The sequence below is a fragment of the Lewinellaceae bacterium genome (genome assembly GCA_020636135.1).
GTDB lineage: Bacteria > Bacteroidota > Bacteroidia > Chitinophagales > Saprospiraceae > JAGQXC01.
Genome location: JACJYK010000003.1, coordinates 319,378 through 343,973, shown reverse-complemented (window position 1 = coordinate 343,973; position 24,596 = coordinate 319,378). Strand labels below are relative to the sequence as shown.

Sequence of the window (24,596 nt, the reverse complement as noted above, 5' to 3'; positions counted from 1 at the left end):
AAAAGGAAGAAAATAACCATGTATGGATATTCCGTGTTAAGTAAATTACATTTAGTTCTTCTCATTTTTATAGCTATTAATTCTTTATATTTAATCTATCCTATAGCTATAAAAACCATGGTTAGGTAAACCATTTCTATTTGATCCACTACTTCTCATTGGAGTAATAATTTTACATTGCTTAGCTTGTTCAATAGTGTCTACTCCTATATATTAAATGGATTAACAAAAATAAAACTTCAAAAATTTCTTGCCATTATTAGTATTTTGATAAACGTACCTTTATCCTATCTTTTAGCCAAGACTTTAAATTTAAAAGGCGGGCCATATTTTAAATCAATATTTCCCTATTAATATATGTAATAGTTAAAAGGATAGAAGTAAGATCAACTATTAATAAACAAATTAGGCTTCTTTCCTAAATGAAGCAAATGTTTTATGAAAATAATATCTTATACCATTCTCTCCTAGATCTGGTTCTACACTATTACAACGTCTTTGCCTCACATCCTGAAATTTCTATAGTTTCTAAACTTGGATACAATTACCGTTGCTTTTCTAATGCTTATCGATATTGAATTTCAGTATAATAAAATTATAATCACAAATTGTGTAGAATTGCTATTGACGAAATTATTGATAAACTACCAAATAAAAACAAAGACATTTACGGAGTATAATTAGTTATGCGGGTTATTCGATTTATTATAAATTGAATCCTTCAAATACTGAGTATTTTTTAGATAAAACACCTAGATATCACTTAATATGTGAAGAACTAAAACAAATTTACCCTGAGGCTAAATTTATAATTTTATGGAGGAATCCACTTGCAATTGTTTCCTCAATAGTAAAAACCTGGTTGTCCGGTAATTGGAAAATTTATCAATTTAAAATCGACCTTGCGGCTGATCTTAAGCAAATTATTGAACTTTAGTACAAAAAATCCAGATGTTTTACAAATTAAATATGAAGAATTACTAGACAATACAGAACACACATTATTAAAACTTTGTAAATATCTTAACATTAATCAAAATGAAATTACTAATTATCTAGATACAACGATAGAAGGCTCAATGGGAGATCCCAATCAAGACAAATTTAAAAAAATTGAAAAAACAGGAAATTGGTATATATCTTACAATACCTATTTTAGAAAATTATGGGCGAAGAAATACTTAATGTGGATCGGAGATAAAAATCTATCTCTAATGGGTTATAATTCAATGGAAATTCACCAAAAAATTAAGGACATAAAAAATGATGGTCCATTTTTAATGGATTTTTTATTTAATATTATTTCCATAGCTCACTCATGGATTGAGCCCACAATTCTTAGAGAAAAATTAAAAAATAAAATAAAAAGAATTTCCCATGCATAAGCAATTGAAATCATTACATCTTAACAATATTTATAATTACAAAATAATCTAAAATTGAACTATATTATTTACGATAGCGATATAAGCGGGCACCATCCAGAATACATTTCATATACATAGTAACTTATTTAATAAACATAAATACAAATGACAATTACTATTTTATTGTACCCAATGAATTTCATTTAACGTACCCAGAAATAATAGAAATATCCAAAAATGTCAATTTCATAAATTGGATATACATTTTAGATGAACACATAACAAAAAGCTCTACATACATTCAATGCTTAGAAGATCATTTGGTTGAATTTATTTTAAATAAGAAAATATGCAATTAGTACTTCCGCAAACCATGTAATTTCTATCGGTACAATATATTCCAAATTTCTCTTATTCTATTTCATCCTTCATTCAAAATTAGTGGAATATTATTTATGCAGTTTTTAAGAATGGATAAAAGTTCATGGAATAGCAAAATTAAGTTTTTGCGAAAATATATAACAACAATTCTATTACGTTTTAATAAAATATATCTAGTATATTCATAACAATGATGTAATGAGAACGGCACTAACTTTAAATCAAAAACTAAAAACAGATATTTTTCACATGTTACCTGATCCAATACCGCAATGGAATAGCATAAATAAAAGAAATATTAGAGAAAAATATCAAATCAAAGAAAACAAAATGATATTCTTACATTGTGGCTTACTCAATATAGAAAAGGGACTTTGGAAATCTTAGAATCAATTGACTTTCTTACACCAAGCCAACATAAAAAAATATGCATATTGATTGCAGGTAAAGCAAATAATTCTGGTTTATGAAGAAGTGCTTAAAGTCAAATTGAAAATATCATTAACATACAGATATAAATATAATTTGGGATAACGGTCATATTCTTAACGAAAGACTCAAATCATTATACAAAGAATGCATTATGTATTATTACCATATAAAAATCCAGAAGCATCGAGCGGTAATTTAGGTCATAATTAATGTTGATAAGCCAGTTATAATAACCGGTAAAGGCTTATTAAAAGAAATAGCATCCAAATATTGCCAACATGTTTTTTCTATCCGAAATTAAATATTTAGAAATAGCTAAAGCAATTGGCAAATGTATAGAAAAATAAATCGTCATATCCAACAGCTTCGAGGGAATTATTTATCTCTAATCATCATCCAAATAAGTTCTCCACTATATTACTTAAGTCATTTACAAATGCTGATAATTAAACTATTTAATAGTAAAATCAACAATATGGAATAATAACATATTTTATCCATCACATATGTTATCCTAATGATGCACCTAAACGAGGTTTAAATCTAATAATAATAAACCGAATGATGTGAATTTTATTAATATTAATGCTAAGAGAAGCTGAATTAATAATAGATCAATAATTTTTACTAATCAGTAATTCAAAGTAACAACCAAAAATTTTAATTTACTGGTATACATGTTCTAGCTTAACTTTAGCCGCCAAGTGACTACAGATAGCAACTTAAAAACTTTTCTATTCGAAGATCCAAAAGGACTACCATTTACAATTCCTATTGAGACGAATGGAGCTACCAGGATTACTTATAATTTACGAAAGTTTTTCCCTTACAATAGTCTCCAGCTCCTATCTGCAAGATTATACAGGAGAATGAGAATTTCAAGTCAAGCACTACAATCATTCACCTCTGTTCCTATTATAAGAGATCTCAATGGACAATATGCATCGTCAGCATTTAAATTTAGGGAGTCAGGCATATATTGTCACCTAATGGAATAACCAGTTTGGTCGGAAATCATAAAAGATCATGCAATGTCGAAGAAATAAAAAAGGATAATTAAGCTTTTTAAACAAAAACATCTCCCCAAATAAATCGACATAACAGTTCAATTATCAGGTCTATAAAATGAATCGACTAATTTGCAATTTTATTATTAATAAATTAGTTAATCAAATATTTAAGCGATTATAAAAGCAGAACATATAATATCATTTATTTAGCTCTATTAACATATTTACCAATTTTATTTTCCAATTGCTCACATTACCAAATATTAACTTGGGTGGACAAATCAACTAATACAATCTATACAAAACCAGTAGTTATTTCTGAGAAGGACAAAATTCCATGCACAAATTTTAATACTAAAAACGAAGCTATTATAAGATTATGGAATACCATTAAAATTCCGAATATAGCTGAAATCAAAGATTTTAATACCGACCTTCTTAAATGCATCAATATTAATTATCAAACACACAAATTGTTATTCATCGAATTAAAGAAATGTGGCATTGAAGTTAAATATGTTATATTAGACTTTGAAGCAGGGTTTACTAACTGGCACTTTGAAAATTTTTGTAAAAGCCAAAACATATCAAGAGATTCATTAATTAATTTCATTATTAAAATTAATGCAAATTTAGGTTACAACCGGGTAGAACTTACTAATATTTTTGGAATCAACAAAAATTCAAATGATTATCTTGAATATAATAGTAAAATGATAGAAATTATTAATTCATATATAAATAAATCTGTATACAAAGCATTAGTTGAGGAGTATCCCAATGCATCTTTATCAAATTATAACTCATATTATGTAATTAAAGATCAAAATGTACCAGATCTTAACGGTAACAGGGAAGAGTTATATCCCGTAAATAATATTATTGGAAATATTCAAACCCGTGAATTTTATGGTAGACTTGGCAATATCATATATAAAAAAGAATTGTTAAAAGACTATAATTTAATAAATAATGATATTTCAGCTTTTATCTACGAAATAATGAAACTTAATTTTACCATTAAATCTGTTATCAATTTAACGCCTGATTGGTAACTCAAAAATCATGGAATAAAAGCCAACTTTACAATTCAGATTATTATAATGAATTAATTTACCATCTTATATTAAATAATATACAATTACTATATTGAACTATTATCAAATCAAAATGATGAATATATTCTAGCTGCCTTAGTAAAAAACGTACAAATAATGATAAAGAAATCACATATTGATAAATCTAAGTATTTATTTGATCCTGATTTGAAGGATGTATTCATTTTATCCAAAAATCCGAGTAAAAATATTTATAGGTTTACGCCTTGGGCAATTTAAAAACAAGTATCACTAAATCCATTCAAATGTGTAATAAACTCAAACCAATAAGTCTACCTGAATCAAGGTTTTTAAATAGCTCTGATAAAACCTCTGTAGGACTTTGGTTAACACGCGTTCAGTAAATGAGAATAAATAGAGTACAACAAAACATATTTTTCTTCACAATAATACTTTTTATACTCTTATTAGGTAAAATAGCAGCTATTTCATTCTTTCTGGTTGGAGCCATACTACTATTTATTAGTACAACACACATAATAAAGCAAGTAACTATTCTATATTTATTATATTTAGTAAACCCAACACTATTTCCTGACATTAATAATACAATTAATACGACATTAAAATTTATTATATTGTTCATTTGTTTTGGTATAGTACTTATAAAGGATTTTAAACATCGTTCATTAGATAATTTAAGATTCTCACTAATCATTTTCTTTTTTGTTGTATTAGTTTCAAGTCTACAAAATAGTCATGCACCAGATGTTTCCATTTTCAAATTAATATTATTCATAATTGGCTCATACGCGTGCATTGGAATTTTTAAATACAATAACCACAGCTCAGAGTATTGGATTGACTGGTTCTATTCTCTATTTGCGACAATGGTAATCGCAAGTCTTCCCATTCTATTTCATTTTACATAACATTGGTTACTCGAAATCGGGCTTCTACGAAGGAGCACTTTTTCAAGGTATAACTAACCACCCTCAAACTTTTTCTGTAATGCTTGCACTCCCTATTTGCATAATTTTAGGAAAAGTAATCGATAAAAAATTTAATTATTTCGATTTAATAATACTTATAATATCAATGATAGAAATGATATTATCTAAAGGAAGAACTGGTATGCTTTCAATAATATTAACAACACTAGTATATATAATCGTTGCGCCATTTACAAAATTTCATAGAGACAAAATAATTAAAACCCTAGTTCATTTAAATTTAAATTAATAATCACTTTATTTCTAATAATCATATTAGCTAATTTCAACAAAATTCAACAAAACTTGAAAAACTTTATATATAAACGTGAAGAGGTACATAATATACAAGAAGCATTTGAATACAGTAGATTATCCCAAATATTAAAAATGACTAAAAACATAACCAAAACCCCAGTCTATGGAATTGGATTTGCTTTACCAAGTAATCATAAACAATTAGGGTCAAACATAGTTAGAGACCCAATACTAAATTTACCGGTAAGCTCACCAACTGAAAAAGGTTTTTTACCATTTGCAATTATTGAAGAAACAGGAATAGTTGGATCATTTTTCTTTATTTTTATTATGTACTTCATTCTGCATAAAGTCCTGAATACTCATAATTCTTCAGTAACGCTGGTTTGCCTATCTGCAATATTGAGTAACATTGGAGAGATGTATTTCTTCTCCTTTGGTGGTATGGGACTTATTATGTGGTTACTAATTGGTCAAACATTTAGTCCATCAAAACAACATAAATAATAAATAATAAATAATTATCCATTTTAGGATTTAAAACTATGGCTATCTTATCTCACAATAATACCCGTATACGAATTGTGTTTTTATGTTCACATCTTTCCGGATATTTTTATGCAAACATAACGAAACTAGCTTCAGATTATGATTGTATATGCACAATAATATCCTACCATCAAAATGAAATTACTCCATTTGAATTTCTTAATGCAAACAATGTTTTCATATCCTATAAGATAATTTCAACTCGTACAAGGTTAATGAAATATTTATTAGATTTTAACCCCAATCTTGTGATATACTACAGGATGGTTTGACAAGTTATATCGTAATATTGCTAAATATTTTAGAAAAAAGAACATACCGGTTATAATGGGTTTAGACAATCACTACATTGGTACCTTTAAACAAACCCTTTTAACTAGCTTCATTGGAAGAATATATTTGAAAAAGATAACCAATAAACTATGGGTTCCAGGTAGTTATCAATATGAGTATGCTATTAAACTAGGATTTAATCCAGAAACAATAATTACAGACCTTTATTGTGCTGATACTTCACGTTTCTATTATTCTCCAGTCCAATTAACAAAGAAAATTCTATTTGTAGGACGATTAGTGGAATATAAAGGTATTGCTATGCTAGTCAAGGCATTCAATTCCTTCAACAAAACACAAAGAAATGACTGGAAATTAATTATTATTGGTAATGGTCCCTTAAAAAATTCTCTTCAAATACAAAAATCAGACGATATAGAGATTTATGATTTTATGCAGCCAGATAAATTAGCACAATTTACTTTTGATGCATCAATCTTTTGTCTTCCAAGTTGGAGAGAAAATTGGGGTGTGGTGGTTCATGAATTTGCGTTACAAGGCAAAGCACTTTTATTATCCAACAAAGTTGAAAGCTCTCAAAAGAGTTATTAATAAATAAATACAATGGTTGGTCATTTGAGAGTTTAAATTATCAAGATTTATGTCTGAAGCTTGATAATATTTTCAATACAGATATTACCCAAATCCAAAAAATGGGTATTCGTAGTAATTCACTAGCGAAAAACATCAATCAAGATAAATGGGCCGCTAAACTTATTAGTTTAATAAACATCTCTATTACATTTTGTAATAGAGATGTTACAGATTCATGAAAATTTTAAATAATTAAATTAAAGTTCTTGCCATCTTTTAAAATAACACATTGTATATCATCAATCGACATCAGCTCGGGAGGTCCAGCAAGAAGTGTCACAGATTTAATAATACAAATGGCAGCAAATGATAATATCGATCATATAGAATTATATTCATTATTAACTCTTAACCCAATTCTAAATTCATTTCTTAACCCCAAAATCAACATGACTCTAATAAAGGCCCAGATCAAAACATGGTCATTTAAATTAAATTCAAATTTAATGAACTCGAATACGAATTTATTTCATGGACATGGACTCTGGCAAATGCCAGTGCATCAGATGTCATTAACAGCTCAAAAAAGAAAGATTCCCTATGTAATATCAACTCGTGGAATGTTGGAACCTTGGTCATTAGAACAAAGTAAATGGAAGAAATTTTTAGCGATGAAAATGTACCAAGAGAATGACTTAAATAAATCAGCTTGTATTCATGCAACATCTAATTTAGAAGCCATAAATATAAGAAATTTAGGATTCAAGGCTCCCATTGCAATAATACCAAATGGAATAAACTTAAATAAATACACCATAAACAAAACGCCAAAACTAAACCAAAAAATAAAAACAATATTGTTTCTTTCGAGAATTCATCCTAAAAAAGGATTAGAAATATTAATTAATGCATGGGAACTAATTCCCAAGCAATATAAAATACACTGGCAAATTGAAATAATTGGTGATGGTGATAAAACATATATTGAAAATTTAACAAAATTAATTGAAACAAAAGACTTGATTGGCCAAATAAACTTCAAAGGCCCACTATATGGAACTGAAAAAATTAACAAATACAAAGATGCAGATATTTTTGTTTTACCAACATTCAGTGAAAATTCTTGAATAGTTATATGGAAGCACTGGCTTGCGGAATCCCAGTAATTACAACCAAAGGTACACCATGGGAAGAAATTAATGAATTAAATGCTGGAAGGTGTATCGAAATAGGAGTACAACCCCTCGTTAGAGCACTAAATGAACTTATGAATATTTCCAATTATGAACGAAGAGAAATGGGTAAAACAGAGAATTGATTGAGTCCAACACCCCTTTGAATCAACCACCTTAAAATGATCAGTTTATATTCTTGGATTTTAAATAAATCACCAATTCCGTCCTTTGTTATAAACAATTAATCTTAATAAAGTTAAATTAACAAAAACATTCCTAAAATTTAATAAAACCTTTAATAGCAACTCTAAGATTGCTTTTAGATATCATACTGTTGATAATGAATATTACTAAATCGAATTAAGTAAATTAATTCAAAATAATTACTCTTGCATGCAAAATAATCTTGTTAAAGTAGACCAATACAAAAATAAATTTAAAGGCAAGATCCAATTTTATAGATTTTTTTGGACAATTATATGGACCATATTCGCTAAGCCCTTGCCAAGAAGATTAGGTAATCGCTGGAAATTATTTCTACTTAGATCATTTGGCGCTGATGTTCACAAAAAAGCAGTTGTATATTCCTCTGTCCGTATATATATTCCTTGGAATCTTGAAATGAAAGCATATTCTTGCCTTGGCCCAGAGGTAGATTGTTATAATGTAGACAAAATTTCGATTGGTGAACATTCAACAATCTCACAGAAATCATTTCTTTGTTCAGCATCTCATGATGTTACAAGTAAAAATATGGCTCTCATCCACGCTCCAATAATAATTGATGACCAGGTATGGATAGGCTCAGATTCATTTATTTCTATGGGTGTTACTATTGGACAAGGAGCAGTAATAGGAGCCAGATCAGTTGTTGTAAAAAATGTAGAACCATGGACAATAGTGGCTGGGAATCCAGCAAAACTAATTAAGATTAGAGATATAAAATAACAAATGAAATCTGACTATGTCAATAAAACTCCTGGCTTCAAATTAAATTGTGGTTAATTATGAATAATTATATTCCTGTGACAGTTATTATACCAGTTAAAAACGAAGAAATAAATATCAAACAATGTCTACGACAGCTAACTAATTTTTCCCAAATTATTGTAGTAGACTCAAACAGCACTGATAATACACGAGAAATTGTAAAATCCTTTAATGTCGATTACATATCGTTTAATTGGAATGGATATTTTCCAAAAAAAAGAAATTGGACGCTCCGCAATGCTGATATAACCAACAATTGGGTATTATTTCTTGATGCAGATGAATATGTAACTAAAGATTTTATAAATGAATTAAGTTTTAAAATAAATAGTTGTGAATATTCTGGTTATTGGCTTAAATACAATAATAATTTTATGCATAAAGAATTAAAATATGGTGATAAAATGAAAAAACTCGCATTGTTTAAGAAAGGTGCCGGTGAATATGAAAAAATATATGAAGAAACATGGAGTCATTTGGATATGGAAGTACATGAGCATCCAATCATTACTGGTAAAATTGGTAATTTTAAAAGCTCTATTGTACACAACGATTTTAAGGGTTTAGATCATTATATTCATAAGCATAATGCCTATTCAACTTGGGAAGCTCATCGATATCTCTCACTTAAATCTAATAAAGGTCATCTTACATTGAGACAGCGAGTAAAATATAAACTAATAAACACGGGTCTTCTTTCTTTCCTTTACTTTTTTAGCTCATACATTATTAAACTTGGGTTTCTGGACGGAATACATGGGTATTACTTTGCTAAATATAAAGCGCATTATTTCTTCCAAATAAAAACAAAGATTAAGGAGCTTCAATTAATTAATTAAAATCCATAAGTACTATTAAAGTTATCTTTTAACCGATGCATGTCTTCAATTAATTTTTTTATAATAATGAAAGTATACTAAAAATATTATTAATTATTACAGATAACCGGTAATATGAATAAGAAAAATGGAAATTGTAATCCTAAATTAACCATCTCTCTTATTACTGTTTGTTTTAATAGCGCATTAACGTTAGAGGATACAATTATTTCAGTACTCAGTCAGACTTATCCTGAAATTGAATATATTATTGTGGACGGTGGTTCAATGGACGGCACTCTAAATATAATAAAAAAGTATAATGAGACTATATCTTTCTGGTCCTCAGAACCAGATAAGGGTCTTTATGATGCTATGAATAAAGGGATTGAAATGGCTACTGGTGAAATTATTGGCTTAATAAATAGTGATGACTTTTATCCCGCTAATGACATAATTTCAGTAGTTATGGACCAATTCACTGTTAATAAAATAGACATTTTATATGGTGATTTAAATTACGTTTCCCCAAGTAATCCCAAAAAAATAATTAGACGATGGGTGGCCAAATCATGGAAAAGAAATAAATTCAAACTCGGCTGGATGCCACCTCATCCTACGTTATTTGTTCGTAAAAAAGTATATGAACAATATGGAAAATTCAATATTGACTTAAAACTTTCGGCCGATTATGAATTCATGATACGGACAATGTATTGCGGTAATGACCTTAAAATTGTATATCTACCAATGTTTCTTGTTCATATGCGTATAGGTGGAGTCGGCAATGCTACATTACAAAACAGGTTAAATGCGAACAGGGAAGATAAGCTTGCATGGAAATTAAATGCTATTGATCCTCCTTTTTATACAACTATCCTAAAACCAGTTAGAAAAATAAATCAATTCATTTTTCGATAAAAAATGAAATCCACTGTCATCTGGGTTTGTATTTCATTCCTATTGGTATATTTTGTGACTTATCCATCGAATTTTCTCAATATGGATGAGCTTACCTATTTTGATCAGGCATACGCCTATTCACATGGCGAAAACAATAAAAATATTTACAAAATAGATGGTACAAGTGTTACGATAATGCCCGGCAATTATCCATTGGGAACACCTTTATTTCTCAGTGTATTGATTCTCATTTTTGGTGTTCACGGTATATTTTTACTTGGAGCTATATGTTTAGTAACTGGTATTTTCTTTTTATCCAAACTCCTTGATGCGGAAAAAATTCCACAAGAATTGTCACTTCTATGTTTCATCTTTTTTCCGCTATTGATAAGCAGCAGAACCATTATGAGCGATGTTCCAAGCTTTTTTATGCTTTCTTTATTTTATTATAGTCTTTTTAGAGAAAATTACAGTAAAAGCTCCACTCTATTTATCGGGTTTATTGGCGGAATAAGCTTCCTTTTTAGAGAAACCAATATTCTACTCTGTATACCATTTATTATTGAATACATAATTTACAAAAAGAAAAATTATGTCCTTGTTTCAATTGGATTTCTATTAGGTATTTCTCTACGATTTATCTCGGCAAAATTTGTATTTGGAAGCTTCTTATTTTTTAAGGATCCTGGTATTGACTTTGGATTTGAGTACTTTCTAAACAATTTATTACTTTATTCTTCATTCCTATTGATTCTATTACCTTTCGGACTCATTACAGTTATTAAATATTCAGGCAAATTTAAACATGCACTATGGAGTGCGACATGTGCATTTCTTTTAACTTATATATTATATGAATACAATGGAATAGTAACAAGTGGCGTGAAGGGTGTAGTTCTGAGTACGCGCTTTTTATTCCCGTTAGTTCCTTTAATTATTCTATCAATAGGCAGGTATTTTTACCAAAATTATACTCAAACACCGAATTTTATTTCCATATCGCTTTTTAGCTTATCTATTTTATCCATTCTTACCATTAATATCCTTGGTAGAATCTACAATAATGATCAAAACAAAATAACACATGCCATACAAGAGAAAAAAGGTGCATCACTTATCTTTGGGTCACTGGCTGTAAGAAAATACGCAAATCCATTAAATGGTTTAGAAGGACGAATTTTGGCTGAAGAAGACATTTGCAATAGTAATCAATTTAGAAATGACTCAAATATTTACTTGTTTGATATTATTCGTAGTGATTCAGATTATCATTTAAATCAGGCTAATTTAAACGAATCAAAATATCAACATTTTGCAACATGCATTTCAGATACTTTAATACCTGTCCGTTTAATTGATAATACCACGTTAATTGGCTACAAAATTATGCCTAAATGACTAAAAAAGCCCTTATTACCGGTATAACCGGCCAGGATGGCGCCTACTTATCCGAATTGTTATTGGATCAGGGCTACGAAGTGCACGGGATCAAGCGTAGGAGCTCGTTGTTTAATACCACGCGCATCGATCATCTCTACCAGGATCCGCACGAGGACCATCAACGGTTTATCCTCCACTACGGAGATCTATCGGATGCTTCCAATATTCTGCGCATCATCCAGCGCGTGCAGCCCGATGAGATCTACAACCTGGGTGCCATGTCGCACGTGCAGGTGAGCTTCGAAGAACCCGAATACTCGGTGGATGTCGATGGCGTGGGAACCCTGCGCATCCTGGAAGCAATCCGCACCCTGGGCCTCGAAAATCATACCCGCATCTACCAGGCTTCCACCTCCGAACTCTACGGTAAGGTGCAGGAAGTACCCCAAAATGAACATACACCCTTTTATCCTCGGTCACCGTATGCCGTAGCCAAGCTGTATGCCTATTGGATAACCGTCAATTACCGGGAAGCCTACGATCTGTTTGCCTGCAATGGCATCCTTTTCAACCACGAATCGCCCTTGCGTGGCGAGACCTTTGTAACGCGCAAGATCACCAGGGCAGCTGCCCGCATCGCATTGAGTCTGCAGGAATGCCTTTACATTGGCAACTTGAATGCCAAAAGAGACTGGGGCCATGCCAAGGATTATGTGGAGGTGATGTGGAAAATTCTGCAGTATCCTCAGGCGGAGGATTGGGTGATCGCCACCGGTGTGACCACCAGCGTCCGGGACTTCGTACGCATGGCGTTTGCCGAACTGGGCATTACCTTATCTTTCGAAGGCACCGGTAAACAGGAAACCGGCATCATTGAAAGCATCGACCAGGACCACCTGGAACATCTGACCGGGCAAAAATCAAAGCTGAAGCCCGGAACGGTTATCATCCGGGTGGATCCCCGGTATTTCAGGCCTACCGAGGTGGATCTCCTGATCGGAGACGCCACAAAGGCAAGAGAAAAACTGGACTGGCAGCCGCATTATACCGTACAAATGCTCTGTGCTGAAATGGTACAGGCAGATGTAGAACACTTTAAACGCGATGCCATTCTGAAAAAAGCAGGATACATAACCAAAAACGAATACGAATGAACATCCAGGACAAGATTTATGTAGCGGGACACACGGGAATGGTCGGGTCGGCTCTGGTACGCCATCTCCAAAAAATGGGTTTTGAAAACATCGTTTATCGCACCTCCCGGGAGCTGGACCTGCGTGATCAGTCAGCAGTAGACGCTTTGTTTTCCACCGAAAAACCTGAATATGTCTTCCTGGCTGCCGGCAAAGTAGGAGGAGTCCATGCCAACAACACCTACCGGGCGGAATTCATCTACGATAACATCATGATGGAAGCCAACATCATCCACGCGGCTCACCAGCACAAAGTGAAAAAGCTATTGTTTTTCGGCTCTTCCTGCATCTACCCGAAAATGGCACCCCAACCACTCAAAGAGGAATACCTGCTGTCTTCTCCGCTGGAGCCGACCAATGAGCCCTACTCCATCGCCAAGATCACCGGAATAAAGCTCTGTGAAGCCCACTGGTCACAATACGGCGATCATTTCTTTTCGGTCATGCCCACCAATCTTTACGGGCCAAACGACAATTACGATTTGCAGAACTCCCATGTGTTGCCCGCACTGCTGCGTAAATTCCATGAAGCGAAGCGGGACAGGCAGCCTACCGTGACCATGTGGGGTTCCGGATCGCCCATGCGTGAATTTATGCATGTTGACGACCTGGCGGATGCTTCCATCTTTCTGATGCAGCGGTATGATAAACCTGGATTTGTCAACATTGGCAGCGGCCAGGAGGTTTCCATCAAAGCGCTCGCAGAATTGATCGGAGATATCGTCGGTTACCAGGGAGAAATCATCCACGACACCACCAAGCCGGACGGGACCCCACGTAAGTTATTGGACAGCAGCATCCTGCATAATATGGGTTGGTATCCAAAGGTTTCCCTGCGTGAAGGCATCGAGCAGGTTTACGAAGAATGCAGAGAATTGGAGTGGTATTGAGGGGAGGATGGGATACGAGGTATGGGGTCAAGGGTGAAAGGTGAAAGGCGAAGGTAACCGTCAGTTTGGGTGTAAATTGCCTATCGGTGTAATCGGTGCCCTTTCAAATCTTGATTCAGGATACAGAGGTAAATTGATTGCGTAGACTTTTTACAGTATCACTACCTTGAGGATGTAATCACTCATCGATGCAATCTGCGTTAGTCTGTGCCTGTTGAAGGCTAAAGGCAAAGGTTTTAATTTTAATAACAATGTCCTCTTCCATTTTAATAAATAAATTATCAAAACGAGCATTTTGGGATGTTGAAATGGAGTCTATTAATTGGGATGACCACCGGGCCTTTATTCTTGAACGTATTATGCAATATGGCACCACGGACGATTGGAAAATAATCCGTAAGGTGTTGGATTTAAAAGACTTAAAACATGCTGCCACACAAGCAAATGATCTGGATGATTTTAGTCTATCCTTTTTGAGTTTATTTTTAAAAATTCCCCGGGAACAATTCAGATGTTACATAAAGAAGCAGTCCAAGACTCCCTTCTGGACTTACTAATTAAGTTACAGGGGCTGCCAGCATTTCAATTCCTTAGACTTGTCGGTGGCACTTCATTAGCTCTTCAAATAGGTCATCGTCAGTCAATAGACATCGATTTATTCGGAAATTTGCCTATAGACTCGATCGAATTAATGGCTTTATTAAAACCAATAGGTAGAATTGAATTGGTTGGAGGCAGTAAATCCATTCATGTTTTTTTTATTAATAACATAAAAACGGATATCGTTAATTATCCGTATAACTGGTTGGAGGATCCTATCCACCAGGATGGTATAAGGTTGGCCGGTCTTCGGGATATTTCAGCAATGAAAATTGAAGCAATAACACAACGAGGGTCAAAGAAAGATTTCATTGATTTATTTTTTCTTTTGGAACAATATACTCTAAAAGAAATACTCAATTTTTATGAACAAAAATACACTTCCGGAAATACCTGGCTTGCCTTACGGAGTCTGACTTATTTCGATGATGCTGAAAACCAGCCAATGCCGAAAATGTTAAAGGACGTGAACTGGTTAAAAATTAAATCCCGAATAGAGATGGAGGTCATCAATCTAATCGGATAACGCATCCTATCACAGGATTTGATTGAGTCAAAATACACCGAAAATGTCCGTCTTAAAGTGCCTCTTTCTTCCGGTACAGTACTTCCTAATCTTTATGGGCTACGCTTTATAGCCGCTATGGTGGTTTTGCTGGGCCATGGCTGGCAAAATTTGCATCAAATCAATATTTCAGTTCCGGATTGGCCTCTATTTCAAAAAGGAAGTATTGCCGTACTTTTCTTTTTCACGCTCAGCGGCTTTTTACTGGCCTACCTGGCGCAAGTGAGACCCGTCTTTAATGCCAAATCCTTTTTAACCAGCAGGTTTGTCCGCATCGTGCCATTGTATTATCTGGTGGTACTTGCAGGATTTTTTATTCTCGTGAAGGTACTGCCTGCCATTACGGGTGAAAATTATCTCCATTTCAGTCTGATTAACGGTTTGCCATATTATCTGTTATTTGTGCCTAATCTGGCCATCCTGTCTCTTCCAGAGCCCTTTGGCGGGCTTTATAACCTGTGGAGTATCGGAAGTGAGATGCAATTCTACCTGATATTTCCGCTGGTTATTTTGTTTGTTTCCAAGCCAAAGAAACGTCAGGCAGCATTTTTATTCCTAACGCTGCTATGGTGTTGCGTACACGAATTTGCATTGGATCATCCGGATCGGATCTGGGCTCGCTTTCTGGATACCATCCCCTTTGAATACATGTTTTGCGGAGCCTTCTGGGGCATTCTGCTGGCGAATGGAAAAAATGATCTCTTCAGGCAACCCCGGTGGTTCTATACCGGAATGATCGGTACAACCCTCCTGAGCCTTCTATTGCTAACCACCACTGCTTTGGATTCGCATTTCAGTTTGCACTGGTGGCTACCCTGGATCTGGGGTATTTTATTATTTGTATTTGCACAGAGGCCCGTTCTTTTTCTGCAAACCCGGCCAATGGTGGTAGGAGGAATTATATCGTATGGTATCTATTTGCTTCATCCCTGGATCTCCTTTCCCCTTCGGTGGTTGTTTCTTAAAATACCTTTCGTAGTCAGTTACTCCTGGACGATCTATTTACTTTTATTGGGTATCCTTTCCTGGGTATTTGCCTGGTTCATCTACCGGTATTATGAACAGCCATTGAAAACCCGATTCGTGAGTAATCCAAAACGGTTATGATACCACTTTCCATTCCCAATATCAGCGGCAATGAATGGAAATACGTCAAGGACTGCCTGGATACGGGTTGGATTTCATCGGTAGGCGAATACGTCAACCGTTTTGAGCAGGCGCTGACAGAATTCACCGGAGCCCGGTACGCGGTAGCAACGATGAATGGTACCGCAGCGTTGCATATCTCACTACAACTGGCGGGAGTACGACCCGGGGACCTGGTGATCGTTCCCAACATTACGTTCGTGGCATCGTGCAATGCCATTACCTATGCCGGAGCAACACCTTTGTTAGTAGATATTGATCCTCGAACCTGGCAAATGGATCTGGACCTGTTGGAAGAATTTCTGGAAGCCAATACTGAAATCCGCGAAGATGACCAACGAATACGACCAGTTCTGAAGATCAATGGTCGGCAAATCGGCGCACTCATGCCGGTGCATGTACTGGGCAATATGGTTGATGTGGATCGGTTGATGCAGATTGCCTCTCGGTTTCATCTGCCCATCGTTGAGGATTCTACGGAAGCATTGGGTTCGTATTATAATGGAAAACATGCCGGACGCTATGGCTTATTCGGCACATTCAGTTTCAACGGTAATAAAATAATCAGCACCGGTGGTGGTGGTATGATCGTTACGGATGACGAGGCTCTGGCCAAACAAGCCAAACATCTGACCACAACCGCTAAAGTTGATCCCTTTGAATACCGCCACGATGCCATTGGCTATAATTACCGGCTGGTCAATATACTCGCTGCGGTGGGTGTTGCCCAGGTGGAACAATTACCCGGATTTCTTGCCCGGAAAAAAATCATTGATACGGAGTATCGTGATGGATTGGAAAAGCCAGGATACGTCCGTTTTCAGAAGATAGGCGTCGGGGTCGAACATAATTGCTGGTTGCATACGCTGCAAACCGAACGGCAAGAGGCCTTGATCAGCCACCTGCTGCAAAACGGGATCCAATGCCGTCCCTTCTGGGTCCCGATGAATCAATTACCGATGTTCGCCGGTTGTATCTATGTTTCTGAAAACGATACCAGCAGCCAGGTCTACCGATCCTGTATCTCGATCCCTTCCTCCACCAATCTGACCGATGATCAGGTTGCCGAGGTGATCCGGGTCATTCAAGTATTTTTTCAATGATCGTAACCAATATTCCATCATTTATCCGTCAATCCATCACGAAACGATCCCGGTCGTTGTTCGCTCCGGATATCGAAAACAACCGGGAAGCGCTGTCCCAGGAGATATGGGGAAAATCCGTCCTCGTCATTGGCGGAGCCGGTACCATCGGGTCCTCATTCATCCGGGCGATCCTGGAATTTCGTCCCGGAAGACTTTATGTGGTCGATACCAATGAAAATGGCTTAACCGAACTGACCCGTGATTTGCGAAGCCAGGCCGGTTTGCAGATGCCGAAAGTATATAAAACCTATCCCATGAACTTCGGGGATCCGGTTTTTGCCAAACTATTCCATGCTGAGGGACCATTTGATATTGTGGCAAACTTTGCCGCTCATAAGCATGTTCGCTCTGAGAAAGACCGTTATTCCATCGAGGCCCTGCTGGATAACAATGTTTTTAAAGCGCTGAACTTACTGGAATTGTTAGACACCTGCCCCCCTTCTCATTTCTTTTGTGTATCCACCGATAAGGCGGCGAATCCGGTCAATGTGATGGGAGCCAGTAAAAAGCTGATGGAGCAGGTGATCCTATCCTACCGGGATCAATTTCCGGTAACAACCGCAAGGTTCGCCAACGTAGCCTTCTCTAACGGGTCTTTGCTGGCGGGCTATCTGGACCGCCTGATAAAGGGACAACCCATCGCCTGCCCTGCCGATGTACGCCGCTATTTTGTAAGCCCGGAAGAAAGCGGACAGATCTGTATGCTGGCCTGTGTGTTGGGCAAAAGCGGGCAGATCATTTTTCCCAAATTGTCCGAAGATCAAATGCTCACTTTTAAAGAAATAACGCTGGACTTCTTTAAACATCTGGGTATGTCCATCCAGTCGTGTGTTTCAGAGGAGGAAGCCAGAAAATATGCGGTGGATCGCTCAGAGGGAGATCCCTATCCGGTTTATTTTTTTACGACCGATACATCCGGCGAGAAAGCGTACGAAGAATTTTATACAGATAATGATGAACTGGAAATGAATACCTTCAGCAGCCTGGGCATCATACAGAATGCCCTGGCACCGTCATCTGCTGAGGTAACTTCTGTACTGCGTCAACTTCAAAATGAATTTGAAAAACCAGATTATCATAAAGCATCCATTATCCGTGTGATGCAACAAATCTTACCGGATTTTCATCACATCGAGACCGGAAAAGGGCTGGATGATAAAATGTGACTACGAAATTTGATTAACCAAAAACAAACTACGCAGTACCATCAACCATCCTAACCAACTTTTGATACTCGCCAATTCGGCCTGGTACATTGCTAATTTCAGGAATGGGCTAATTAAAATGATGCTGGACCAGGGCTACCGAATCACCATTGCCGCCCCTCCCGATGACTTCTTAAATCAGATCATCAAAGATCCGAATGTCAATTATTTACCGCTGTTTCATCTGAGGCGGACCAGTATCAGCCCCTGGCAGGAAGGCCGGTTTACCCTGGAAATAAAACGATTGCTGAAAAGCCTAAACCCGGATCTGGTTCTCTCCTATACCATCAAGCCGGTGATTCATGCTTCCTGGTGGTCCCACCGCAGCAAGATTCCCCATCTGGCCGTGTTGCCTGGGTTGGGATCCACCTTTATCCGGCACTCCCGGTTAAATCAAATGATCGTATTCCTGTACCGGTACCTGCTACCTAATAACCGGTATGTGCTCTTTGAAAATGAACACGACCGCGACCTGTTTATTGCAAAAAGCCTGGTGAAACCCAGCCAGGCACTGGCATTCAAGGGATGTGGTGTCGATACCAGCTACTTCACTCCGCTCGAAAAAACACAGCCCTCGGAGGTTATGCGCTTTTTGTTTTTAGGTCGCCTGCTTAACGAAAAAGGAATCCGGGAGTACATCGATGCCGCCAAAATGATGTCCGACAAACACCCCAATACCCGCTTTTGGATCCTGGGACATATCGATGAACAAAATCCGGGTGCAGTTGTCAAAAAGTCATTTATGCAATGGATCCGGCATCCGGCCATTGAATACCTCGGTTTTGAAAAAGATGTCCGGAATGTGATCCGGGAATGTGATGTGGTCGTGCTGCCTTCTTATTACCCGGAAGGTGTGCCCCGGGTCCTGCAGGAAGGCATGGCGATGGGTAAGCCCATTATCACAACCGATATGCCCGGTTGCCGGGAGGCTATCGAGCAGGGAGTCAATGGGATCCTGGTGCCACCGAAAGATTCAAAGGCTCTATTCGACGCTTTTGAATTTATACATGCCATGAGTCCGCAGGAACGCCTTAAAATGGGCCGGGCCGGACGGATGAAAGCAATCCGTGAGTTCGATGAGAAAATCAGCAACCAGCACTATCTGGAATTAATCGACTCCATTTTGAATGTCCCTCAACGCATAAAAAATCAACACCACAAGCCAACTTGAACATTGCATCTCCTGATCATTGGTTATCATTATACTTCTCAGAATTCTGTTGGTAACCTGCGAATTGAAAAATTCGCCAAATCCTTTCATGACCTTGGTTACCGGGTAACGCTATTTTCAGCGCAAGGCCCTGACCCTACCCATAACTCTTCTTTCAGGGTTCATCAATTTCCAACATCCGATTTTACCTTTTTCATCAAACGTAGGCCATCCAGCCGTTCCCAGGAATCCGGAAATTTCTGGCTAAAGGTTATCCTGCGATTGAAAAATACTTTCCCGTGCCTTTATCTACTCTCTCCGGGAGGCCCGCGGTATCGGAATGCTATTCTGAAGGCCTTTAAATCTCTACATGCTGAACAACCGGTGACTCACTTACTGACCTCCTACGATCCGGTGTACGATCTGATCATCGGTCGTGATATCAAGCGCAAAGCACCGGAACTTCTCTGGATGGTGGATTTCCGGGATTTGCCGGTAGACCCGGTTAAAAAAAATACCTGGTGGTCAAACGCCACAAATGCATTTTACAGGAATCTGCTAAGAAGCGCAGATCGGATAACCACCGTTTCACAGGGACTTGCCCGTCGTCTTCCCATTGCATCCAAACATGCTTCGGTGCTCTACAACGGTTTTTCGGAATATGCCTTCAATCCCGCACCCAACCGTAAAACCACAAAGTTTACCATCACGTATTCAGGAACTGTAGATGTACGCCTGCAAGATCCACGTCCTGTCATTCAAGCACTCGCTACCCTGATCGACCATGGTCTGCTGGATGCCAGGGATATCGAATTTCATCTGGCCGGACCACAATCGGCCCTCTGGAAGAAATGGTTTCATGACTTCCCAGCCATTCGCTTTTGCGATCATGGTCATGTGTCTCATGCTGAAGCCATCGAACTTCAACATAAAAGCCAGCTTAATCTACTGCTGACCTGGGCATCACCGAAAAGTACAGGAATTATGACCTCCAAATTATTTGAATACCTCGCTGCACAACGGCCTATCATAGCCTATGTGCATGGTATTCCCGATCCTGAGATAATTCACCTCGTGGATACGGTGAATGGGGGCCATTGTCTGACTTCGGGTAACGATGAATTATCAACTTCGCTGGCACCGTGGATCATTCAACAATATGAACTTTGGAAAAAGATTGGTTTTGTTCCCTCCCACACTAATTTGGAGCTATTGAATCATTATCGCTGGGGCCACCTCTTCCAGGCATGGTATAATCCTTAAAGTCAATCATTTCTTTTTGCCTGAAACCAATTCAATAAAGTCTGTATTCAGCCAGATCCGCTATTCTCTCCAGACCGACGGAGTTCAGATGATCCTGGGGTTCATTACCTCCGTCATTCTGGTCCGGTATTTAGGGCCGGAAGGTAATGGCTACCTGACGAAACTGACCTATGGCGGCAACTTAATCCTGGCCATTACCAGTTTTCAATTCTTTCGGGGAATACCTTATTTATACGAACAGTTTGGTTCAAAAGCAACCAGTCAGTGGGTTTCCTGGGGAATAATTGGCACCTTCCTGATCAGTGCCCTGATTATTTTCCTGGATCGGAGGAGCATTGGATTCTTTACCATCGATAAATTCCCAATGCTGAATAGCCTGCTGCTCATTTATGTCCTGTTGGCACTGGGTCAAAAATGTCTTGAGGCATACATCCAGGTTCATCAAGCTTTTCGAAAATTATGGACATTTCAATGGATCGCCAATGTAGGAAAATTACTGATTACCCTATTTATTGCCATCGCGTTGACTGCCCTGGTGGGTACATGGCACTTCTTTGCAGGTATTTCAGCCTATTTATCAGGGTACTTTATTTTGCTACTCATCGCGTGGTTTGTTATTCATCCCAGGCCAAGATTGGGAAGTCCCGGAAGAGCTTTTGCCGAACAGGCATTCCATTATGCGGGATCCATATGGGCCATTAATCTTTTAAGCATCCTGATGATCAATCTGCCCATTTGGTTTATTGAGTCGGATTTAACGCAAGATCATTTAGGGGTCTATGGACTCGCATTAACACTAAGTGGAATTCCTTTCACATTCTCCCTCTCCATCAAAAAAGTATTATTACCCTATACGATCCGCCTTAAACACGCTTACGACGAAAATTGCCTAAAAGTTATCCGGATACACAATAGTTTGTTATTGGCGATATGCGTACTCGGAGGTATTTTGGGCTATTATTTGTTGCCCTTGATTTATGGCAGTGCCTTTAAGGAATCTGCGGTATTGTTACCCCTTTTACTGGTTTGGACCTACTTTATTGGTGTTTCCACTATCCTGAATACAATCTTTGAGGCCAGGAATGAATTAAAACTTATTCTTGCAATTTACCTGTTAATAACCTGCTCTATGTTACTCAGTCTTTATCTCTTCCATAATGGTATGACATCAATAACAATCATTTTTTCAGCCAACGGGATCTTAATGGGGATGCTAAATATATTTCACGTAGTAAATCATAGTCGTAATAAATTAAGTCAATTTTTCCTATTACAGAAGTCAGATTTAAAATATAATAATTCAAATATTGAATAAACTATATTTTCTTTTCCAAACAAACAATTAGAATTGATCCAAAAGGAAAATGCCAACGTTGTGGTTTGGTCATTCCTGCAAGAAATGAAGCAAGATTATATGAAAAAAATGCAACATACGGCGAAATAAAATGGCTTGTAGTTCTTAATTTAATGGTAAACATCCGGTCAAATTCTGGTATAATTGTCCGAATTTTATTAAATACATTAAAATAGGTAAATCTGGTTAAGTGTTGTTCGTCGTATTTTACGGAGGAAAAAATATTTATTAGAATTTCAAGAATTGGCCACATGCTGAAATAATTAGGTGTAGACATTACAAGAAGCCCGCCAGGTTGAAGCATTATATAAATTTTTTCAAATAGAATTTTAATTTCATCCGGATTCAAATGTTCAATGACTTCAATCAATGAAGCGCATTCATAATTATAGCCAATATCCAACTCTGAAGCAAGATCTGCATAGTAATGAAAGGATCTGAAACTTGTAGCGTATTTATCGTTTGCATAATTAATTTGCTTTAAAATTATATCTAACCCTGTCTGCCGGGAACACCTTTCTTCGGGAATCATCCCTAAAAATGTACCGGAAAAACACCCAATATCAATCAATGAATCGATATTATTTGGCAAAGAGGATAGTACCCTTTCAAATTTATGATTGTGCCAAAAACTACGAATTCCTGTTTTCCTCTCAGCAATGAGGTCATAATACCCAATTGGTATTTTATCATAGTTAAATGCAGATTTTTCCATAAATACAATTTATAACATTAAATCTTCCACTTCTCATACAATGAATATTCAGGTTATTAAACAATTCAATTTTGTAATCTTATTGGCTGGATTTATCATTATTCCTCCATTGTTTTTTATTATTTACCGGTTAATTGCTTACCAGGCAATGCCTATTGATGCTTATTGGCAATATATCTTATACTACCTGGGCAATAACCCGACCTACCATCCTTACGCTCCTTTCGTATACCGGCCAATATACCCTTTGATCGGGACACTGGTCTATCAGATTCTTCCTTTGATCTCGTTCAGCGAACCTACATCTTTCTCACCTGAACAGTTGAAAGCTATAGAATCCCTGGCTTTGATCAATGCGATAAGTATTTATTTAATTGCAGTCGTCTCAATCTGGATACTTCAAGAACGCAAACAAACCAACAAGCCTTATGCACTCACCAGTGGAATTCTTGTTGCTAGTCTAATGTTTTACACTGCGTTTTTTGGCATAGACCCCTTTGCTTTCCTGTTCACAATCATTCTTATGAAGTTCGATAATACCAGAAGTATATTTATCCCGTCAATACTGTTTAGTATAATCATCAGTGAAAAAATTTGTTTTGTTTTTTTTGTCTATTTCCTGTTAAAATATTTTGCAACTCATAAAATAGATTGGATCAGTTTAATAGTAACCCTACTTACGATGATTTTATATGTTTTTCTGCGTAAATGGGGACCATATGGTGGGCATGAAGAACAAATCAATATCAGCTCCTTCAAGGACAGTTTTACGAATAGTCTTACCTATCTAATGACTATCAAAGGACTATACATTAATGTACTTCCATTAGTAATCCTGTTATTTTTTTATTTATTCTCGAAAAAAGAAATACCAGGACTATGGATTTTCCCAGTCATCCTGTTCTTAATCGGTCTGACCATGAATATGGCCTTTAACATTGGCCGGTTGGTTTTACACGCATTGCCATTTTTTATTCCCTCTATTTATCAAACCGTGGAGCGATTATCCACCCGTCAAATCATCCATGGATAAGGTTTCATTAAATTGCCATTTCGCATGACCAATGTCCTGGTAATTCCAGGTTGGTTTCCATCAAAGCTTTACCCCTTCAATGGAGACTTCATCTTATACCAGACGCAGTTGATGCAACTGGATCCTGATCTGAATCTATCCCTTGCTTTCCTGGATC

The 24,596-nt window shown here is 36.5% G+C and carries 22 protein-coding genes; 21 read left to right on the top strand and 1 reads right to left on the bottom strand.

Annotated features, from left to right (window positions below):
- The first annotated feature begins 712 nt into the window (after window positions 1-712).
- The 20 genes from H6570_20715 to H6570_20620 all read left to right on the top strand — a co-directional run bounded on the left by H6570_20715 (window position 713) and on the right by H6570_20620 (window position 22,652).
- Window positions 713-937, top strand: a complete 225-nt coding sequence (locus H6570_20715; protein ID MCB9321715.1) for a sulfotransferase — start codon at window positions 713-715, stop codon at window positions 935-937.
- The gene (locus H6570_20710; protein ID MCB9321714.1) at window positions 927-1,385 is read left to right on the top strand and encodes a hypothetical protein; all 459 of its coding nucleotides are present in this window, start codon (window positions 927-929) and stop codon (window positions 1,383-1,385) included. Before H6570_20715 ends, H6570_20710 begins: the two co-directional genes overlap by 11 nt.
- Window positions 1,386-3,462: 2,077 nt before the next feature.
- The gene (locus tag H6570_20705) at window positions 3,463-4,245 is read left to right on the top strand and encodes a hypothetical protein (protein MCB9321713.1); all 783 of its coding nucleotides are present in this window, start codon (window positions 3,463-3,465) and stop codon (window positions 4,243-4,245) included.
- A gap of 1,301 nt (window positions 4,246-5,546) precedes the next feature.
- On the top strand, window positions 5,547-6,005 hold the full coding sequence (locus tag H6570_20700; protein MCB9321712.1) for a hypothetical protein: 459 nt from the start codon (window positions 5,547-5,549) through the stop codon (window positions 6,003-6,005).
- Between the two features lie 369 nt (window positions 6,006-6,374).
- A complete protein-coding gene (locus H6570_20695; GenBank protein MCB9321711.1) occupies window positions 6,375-6,932 on the top strand; it encodes a glycosyltransferase in 558 nt (185 codons plus the stop codon).
- A 248-nt stretch (window positions 6,933-7,180) separates the two neighbouring features.
- The gene (locus tag H6570_20690) at window positions 7,181-8,041 is read left to right on the top strand and encodes a glycosyltransferase (protein ID MCB9321710.1); all 861 of its coding nucleotides are present in this window, start codon (window positions 7,181-7,183) and stop codon (window positions 8,039-8,041) included.
- An 8-nt stretch (window positions 8,042-8,049) separates the two neighbouring features.
- On the top strand, window positions 8,050-8,232 hold the full coding sequence (locus H6570_20685) for a hypothetical protein (GenBank protein ID MCB9321709.1): 183 nt from the start codon (window positions 8,050-8,052) through the stop codon (window positions 8,230-8,232).
- A 250-nt stretch (window positions 8,233-8,482) separates the two neighbouring features.
- On the top strand, window positions 8,483-9,037 hold the full coding sequence (locus H6570_20680; GenBank protein MCB9321708.1) for a putative colanic acid biosynthesis acetyltransferase: 555 nt from the start codon (window positions 8,483-8,485) through the stop codon (window positions 9,035-9,037).
- Window positions 9,038-9,096: 59 nt separating this feature from the next.
- Complete coding sequence (locus H6570_20675; protein MCB9321707.1) at window positions 9,097-9,918, top strand: glycosyltransferase family 2 protein; 822 nt, start codon at window positions 9,097-9,099, stop codon at window positions 9,916-9,918.
- 114 nt (window positions 9,919-10,032) lie between these two features.
- Complete coding sequence (locus H6570_20670) at window positions 10,033-10,818, top strand: glycosyltransferase (protein ID MCB9321706.1); 786 nt, start codon at window positions 10,033-10,035, stop codon at window positions 10,816-10,818.
- 81 nt (window positions 10,819-10,899) lie between these two features.
- Complete coding sequence (locus tag H6570_20665; protein MCB9321705.1) at window positions 10,900-12,198, top strand: glycosyltransferase family 39 protein; 1,299 nt, start codon at window positions 10,900-10,902, stop codon at window positions 12,196-12,198.
- Entirely contained in the window at window positions 12,195-13,334 is a 1,140-nt protein-coding gene (gene gmd / locus H6570_20660) for a GDP-mannose 4,6-dehydratase (protein MCB9321704.1), read from the top strand. The genes H6570_20665 and gmd overlap by 4 nt, the downstream gene beginning before the upstream one ends.
- On the top strand, window positions 13,331-14,263 hold the full coding sequence (locus H6570_20655; protein MCB9321703.1) for a GDP-L-fucose synthase: 933 nt from the start codon (window positions 13,331-13,333) through the stop codon (window positions 14,261-14,263). The genes gmd and H6570_20655 overlap by 4 nt, the downstream gene beginning before the upstream one ends.
- Before the next feature lie 511 nt (window positions 14,264-14,774).
- The gene (locus H6570_20650) at window positions 14,775-15,389 is read left to right on the top strand and encodes a nucleotidyl transferase AbiEii/AbiGii toxin family protein (protein MCB9321702.1); all 615 of its coding nucleotides are present in this window, start codon (window positions 14,775-14,777) and stop codon (window positions 15,387-15,389) included.
- An 18-nt stretch (window positions 15,390-15,407) separates the two neighbouring features.
- On the top strand, window positions 15,408-16,535 hold the full coding sequence (locus tag H6570_20645) for an acyltransferase (protein MCB9321701.1): 1,128 nt from the start codon (window positions 15,408-15,410) through the stop codon (window positions 16,533-16,535).
- Window positions 16,532-17,677, top strand: a complete 1,146-nt coding sequence (locus H6570_20640; protein MCB9321700.1) for a LegC family aminotransferase — start codon at window positions 16,532-16,534, stop codon at window positions 17,675-17,677. Before H6570_20645 ends, H6570_20640 begins: the two co-directional genes overlap by 4 nt.
- The gene (locus H6570_20635) at window positions 17,674-18,885 is read left to right on the top strand and encodes a polysaccharide biosynthesis protein (protein ID MCB9321699.1); all 1,212 of its coding nucleotides are present in this window, start codon (window positions 17,674-17,676) and stop codon (window positions 18,883-18,885) included. Before H6570_20640 ends, H6570_20635 begins: the two co-directional genes overlap by 4 nt.
- 61 nt (window positions 18,886-18,946) lie before the next feature.
- Window positions 18,947-20,095: a glycosyltransferase family 4 protein gene (locus H6570_20630; protein MCB9321698.1), complete on the top strand. Its 1,149-nt coding sequence runs from the start codon at window positions 18,947-18,949 to the stop codon at window positions 20,093-20,095.
- Window positions 20,096-20,458: 363 nt separating this feature from the next.
- Window positions 20,459-21,337, top strand: a complete 879-nt coding sequence (locus H6570_20625; GenBank protein ID MCB9321697.1) for a hypothetical protein — start codon at window positions 20,459-20,461, stop codon at window positions 21,335-21,337.
- Between the two features lie 16 nt (window positions 21,338-21,353).
- A complete protein-coding gene (locus H6570_20620) occupies window positions 21,354-22,652 on the top strand; it encodes a hypothetical protein (GenBank protein ID MCB9321696.1) in 1,299 nt (432 codons plus the stop codon).
- A gap of 1 nt (window position 22,653) precedes the next feature.
- Here the strand turns inward: H6570_20620 and H6570_20615 are convergent, their stop codons facing one another.
- A complete protein-coding gene (locus H6570_20615) occupies window positions 22,654-23,406 on the bottom strand; it encodes a class I SAM-dependent methyltransferase (GenBank protein ID MCB9321695.1) in 753 nt (250 codons plus the stop codon).
- Window positions 23,407-23,446: 40 nt separating this feature from the next.
- Between H6570_20615 and H6570_20610 the strand changes: the two genes are divergently transcribed.
- A complete protein-coding gene (locus tag H6570_20610; protein MCB9321694.1) occupies window positions 23,447-24,439 on the top strand; it encodes a hypothetical protein in 993 nt (330 codons plus the stop codon).
- The last annotated feature ends 157 nt before the right edge of the window (window positions 24,440-24,596 follow it).

Excerpts from the sequence above, each read along its gene's own strand:
- H6570_20665 (MCB9321705.1), top strand. The coding sequence starts at position 10,900 with ATGGATGAGCTTACCTATTTTGATCAGGCATACGCCTATTCACATGGC.
- H6570_20695 (MCB9321711.1), top strand. The coding sequence starts at position 6,375 with ATGGGTTTAGACAATCACTACATTGGTACCTTTAAACAAACCCTTTTA.
- gmd (MCB9321704.1), top strand. The coding sequence starts at position 12,195 with ATGACTAAAAAAGCCCTTATTACCGGTATAACCGGCCAGGATGGCGCC.
- H6570_20610 (MCB9321694.1), top strand. The coding sequence starts at position 23,447 with ATGAATATTCAGGTTATTAAACAATTCAATTTTGTAATCTTATTGGCT.
- H6570_20615 (MCB9321695.1), bottom strand. The coding sequence starts at position 23,406 with ATGGAAAAATCTGCATTTAACTATGATAAAATACCAATTGGGTATTAT.
- H6570_20655 (MCB9321703.1), top strand. The coding sequence starts at position 13,331 with ATGAACATCCAGGACAAGATTTATGTAGCGGGACACACGGGAATGGTC.
- H6570_20685 (MCB9321709.1), top strand. The coding sequence starts at position 8,050 with ATGGAAGCACTGGCTTGCGGAATCCCAGTAATTACAACCAAAGGTACA.
- H6570_20635 (MCB9321699.1), top strand. The coding sequence starts at position 17,674 with ATGATCGTAACCAATATTCCATCATTTATCCGTCAATCCATCACGAAA.
- H6570_20670 (MCB9321706.1), top strand. The coding sequence starts at position 10,033 with ATGAATAAGAAAAATGGAAATTGTAATCCTAAATTAACCATCTCTCTT.
- H6570_20675 (MCB9321707.1), top strand. The coding sequence starts at position 9,097 with ATGAATAATTATATTCCTGTGACAGTTATTATACCAGTTAAAAACGAA.
- H6570_20680 (MCB9321708.1), top strand. The coding sequence starts at position 8,483 with ATGCAAAATAATCTTGTTAAAGTAGACCAATACAAAAATAAATTTAAA.
- H6570_20640 (MCB9321700.1), top strand. The coding sequence starts at position 16,532 with ATGATACCACTTTCCATTCCCAATATCAGCGGCAATGAATGGAAATAC.
- H6570_20650 (MCB9321702.1), top strand. The coding sequence starts at position 14,775 with ATGTTACATAAAGAAGCAGTCCAAGACTCCCTTCTGGACTTACTAATT.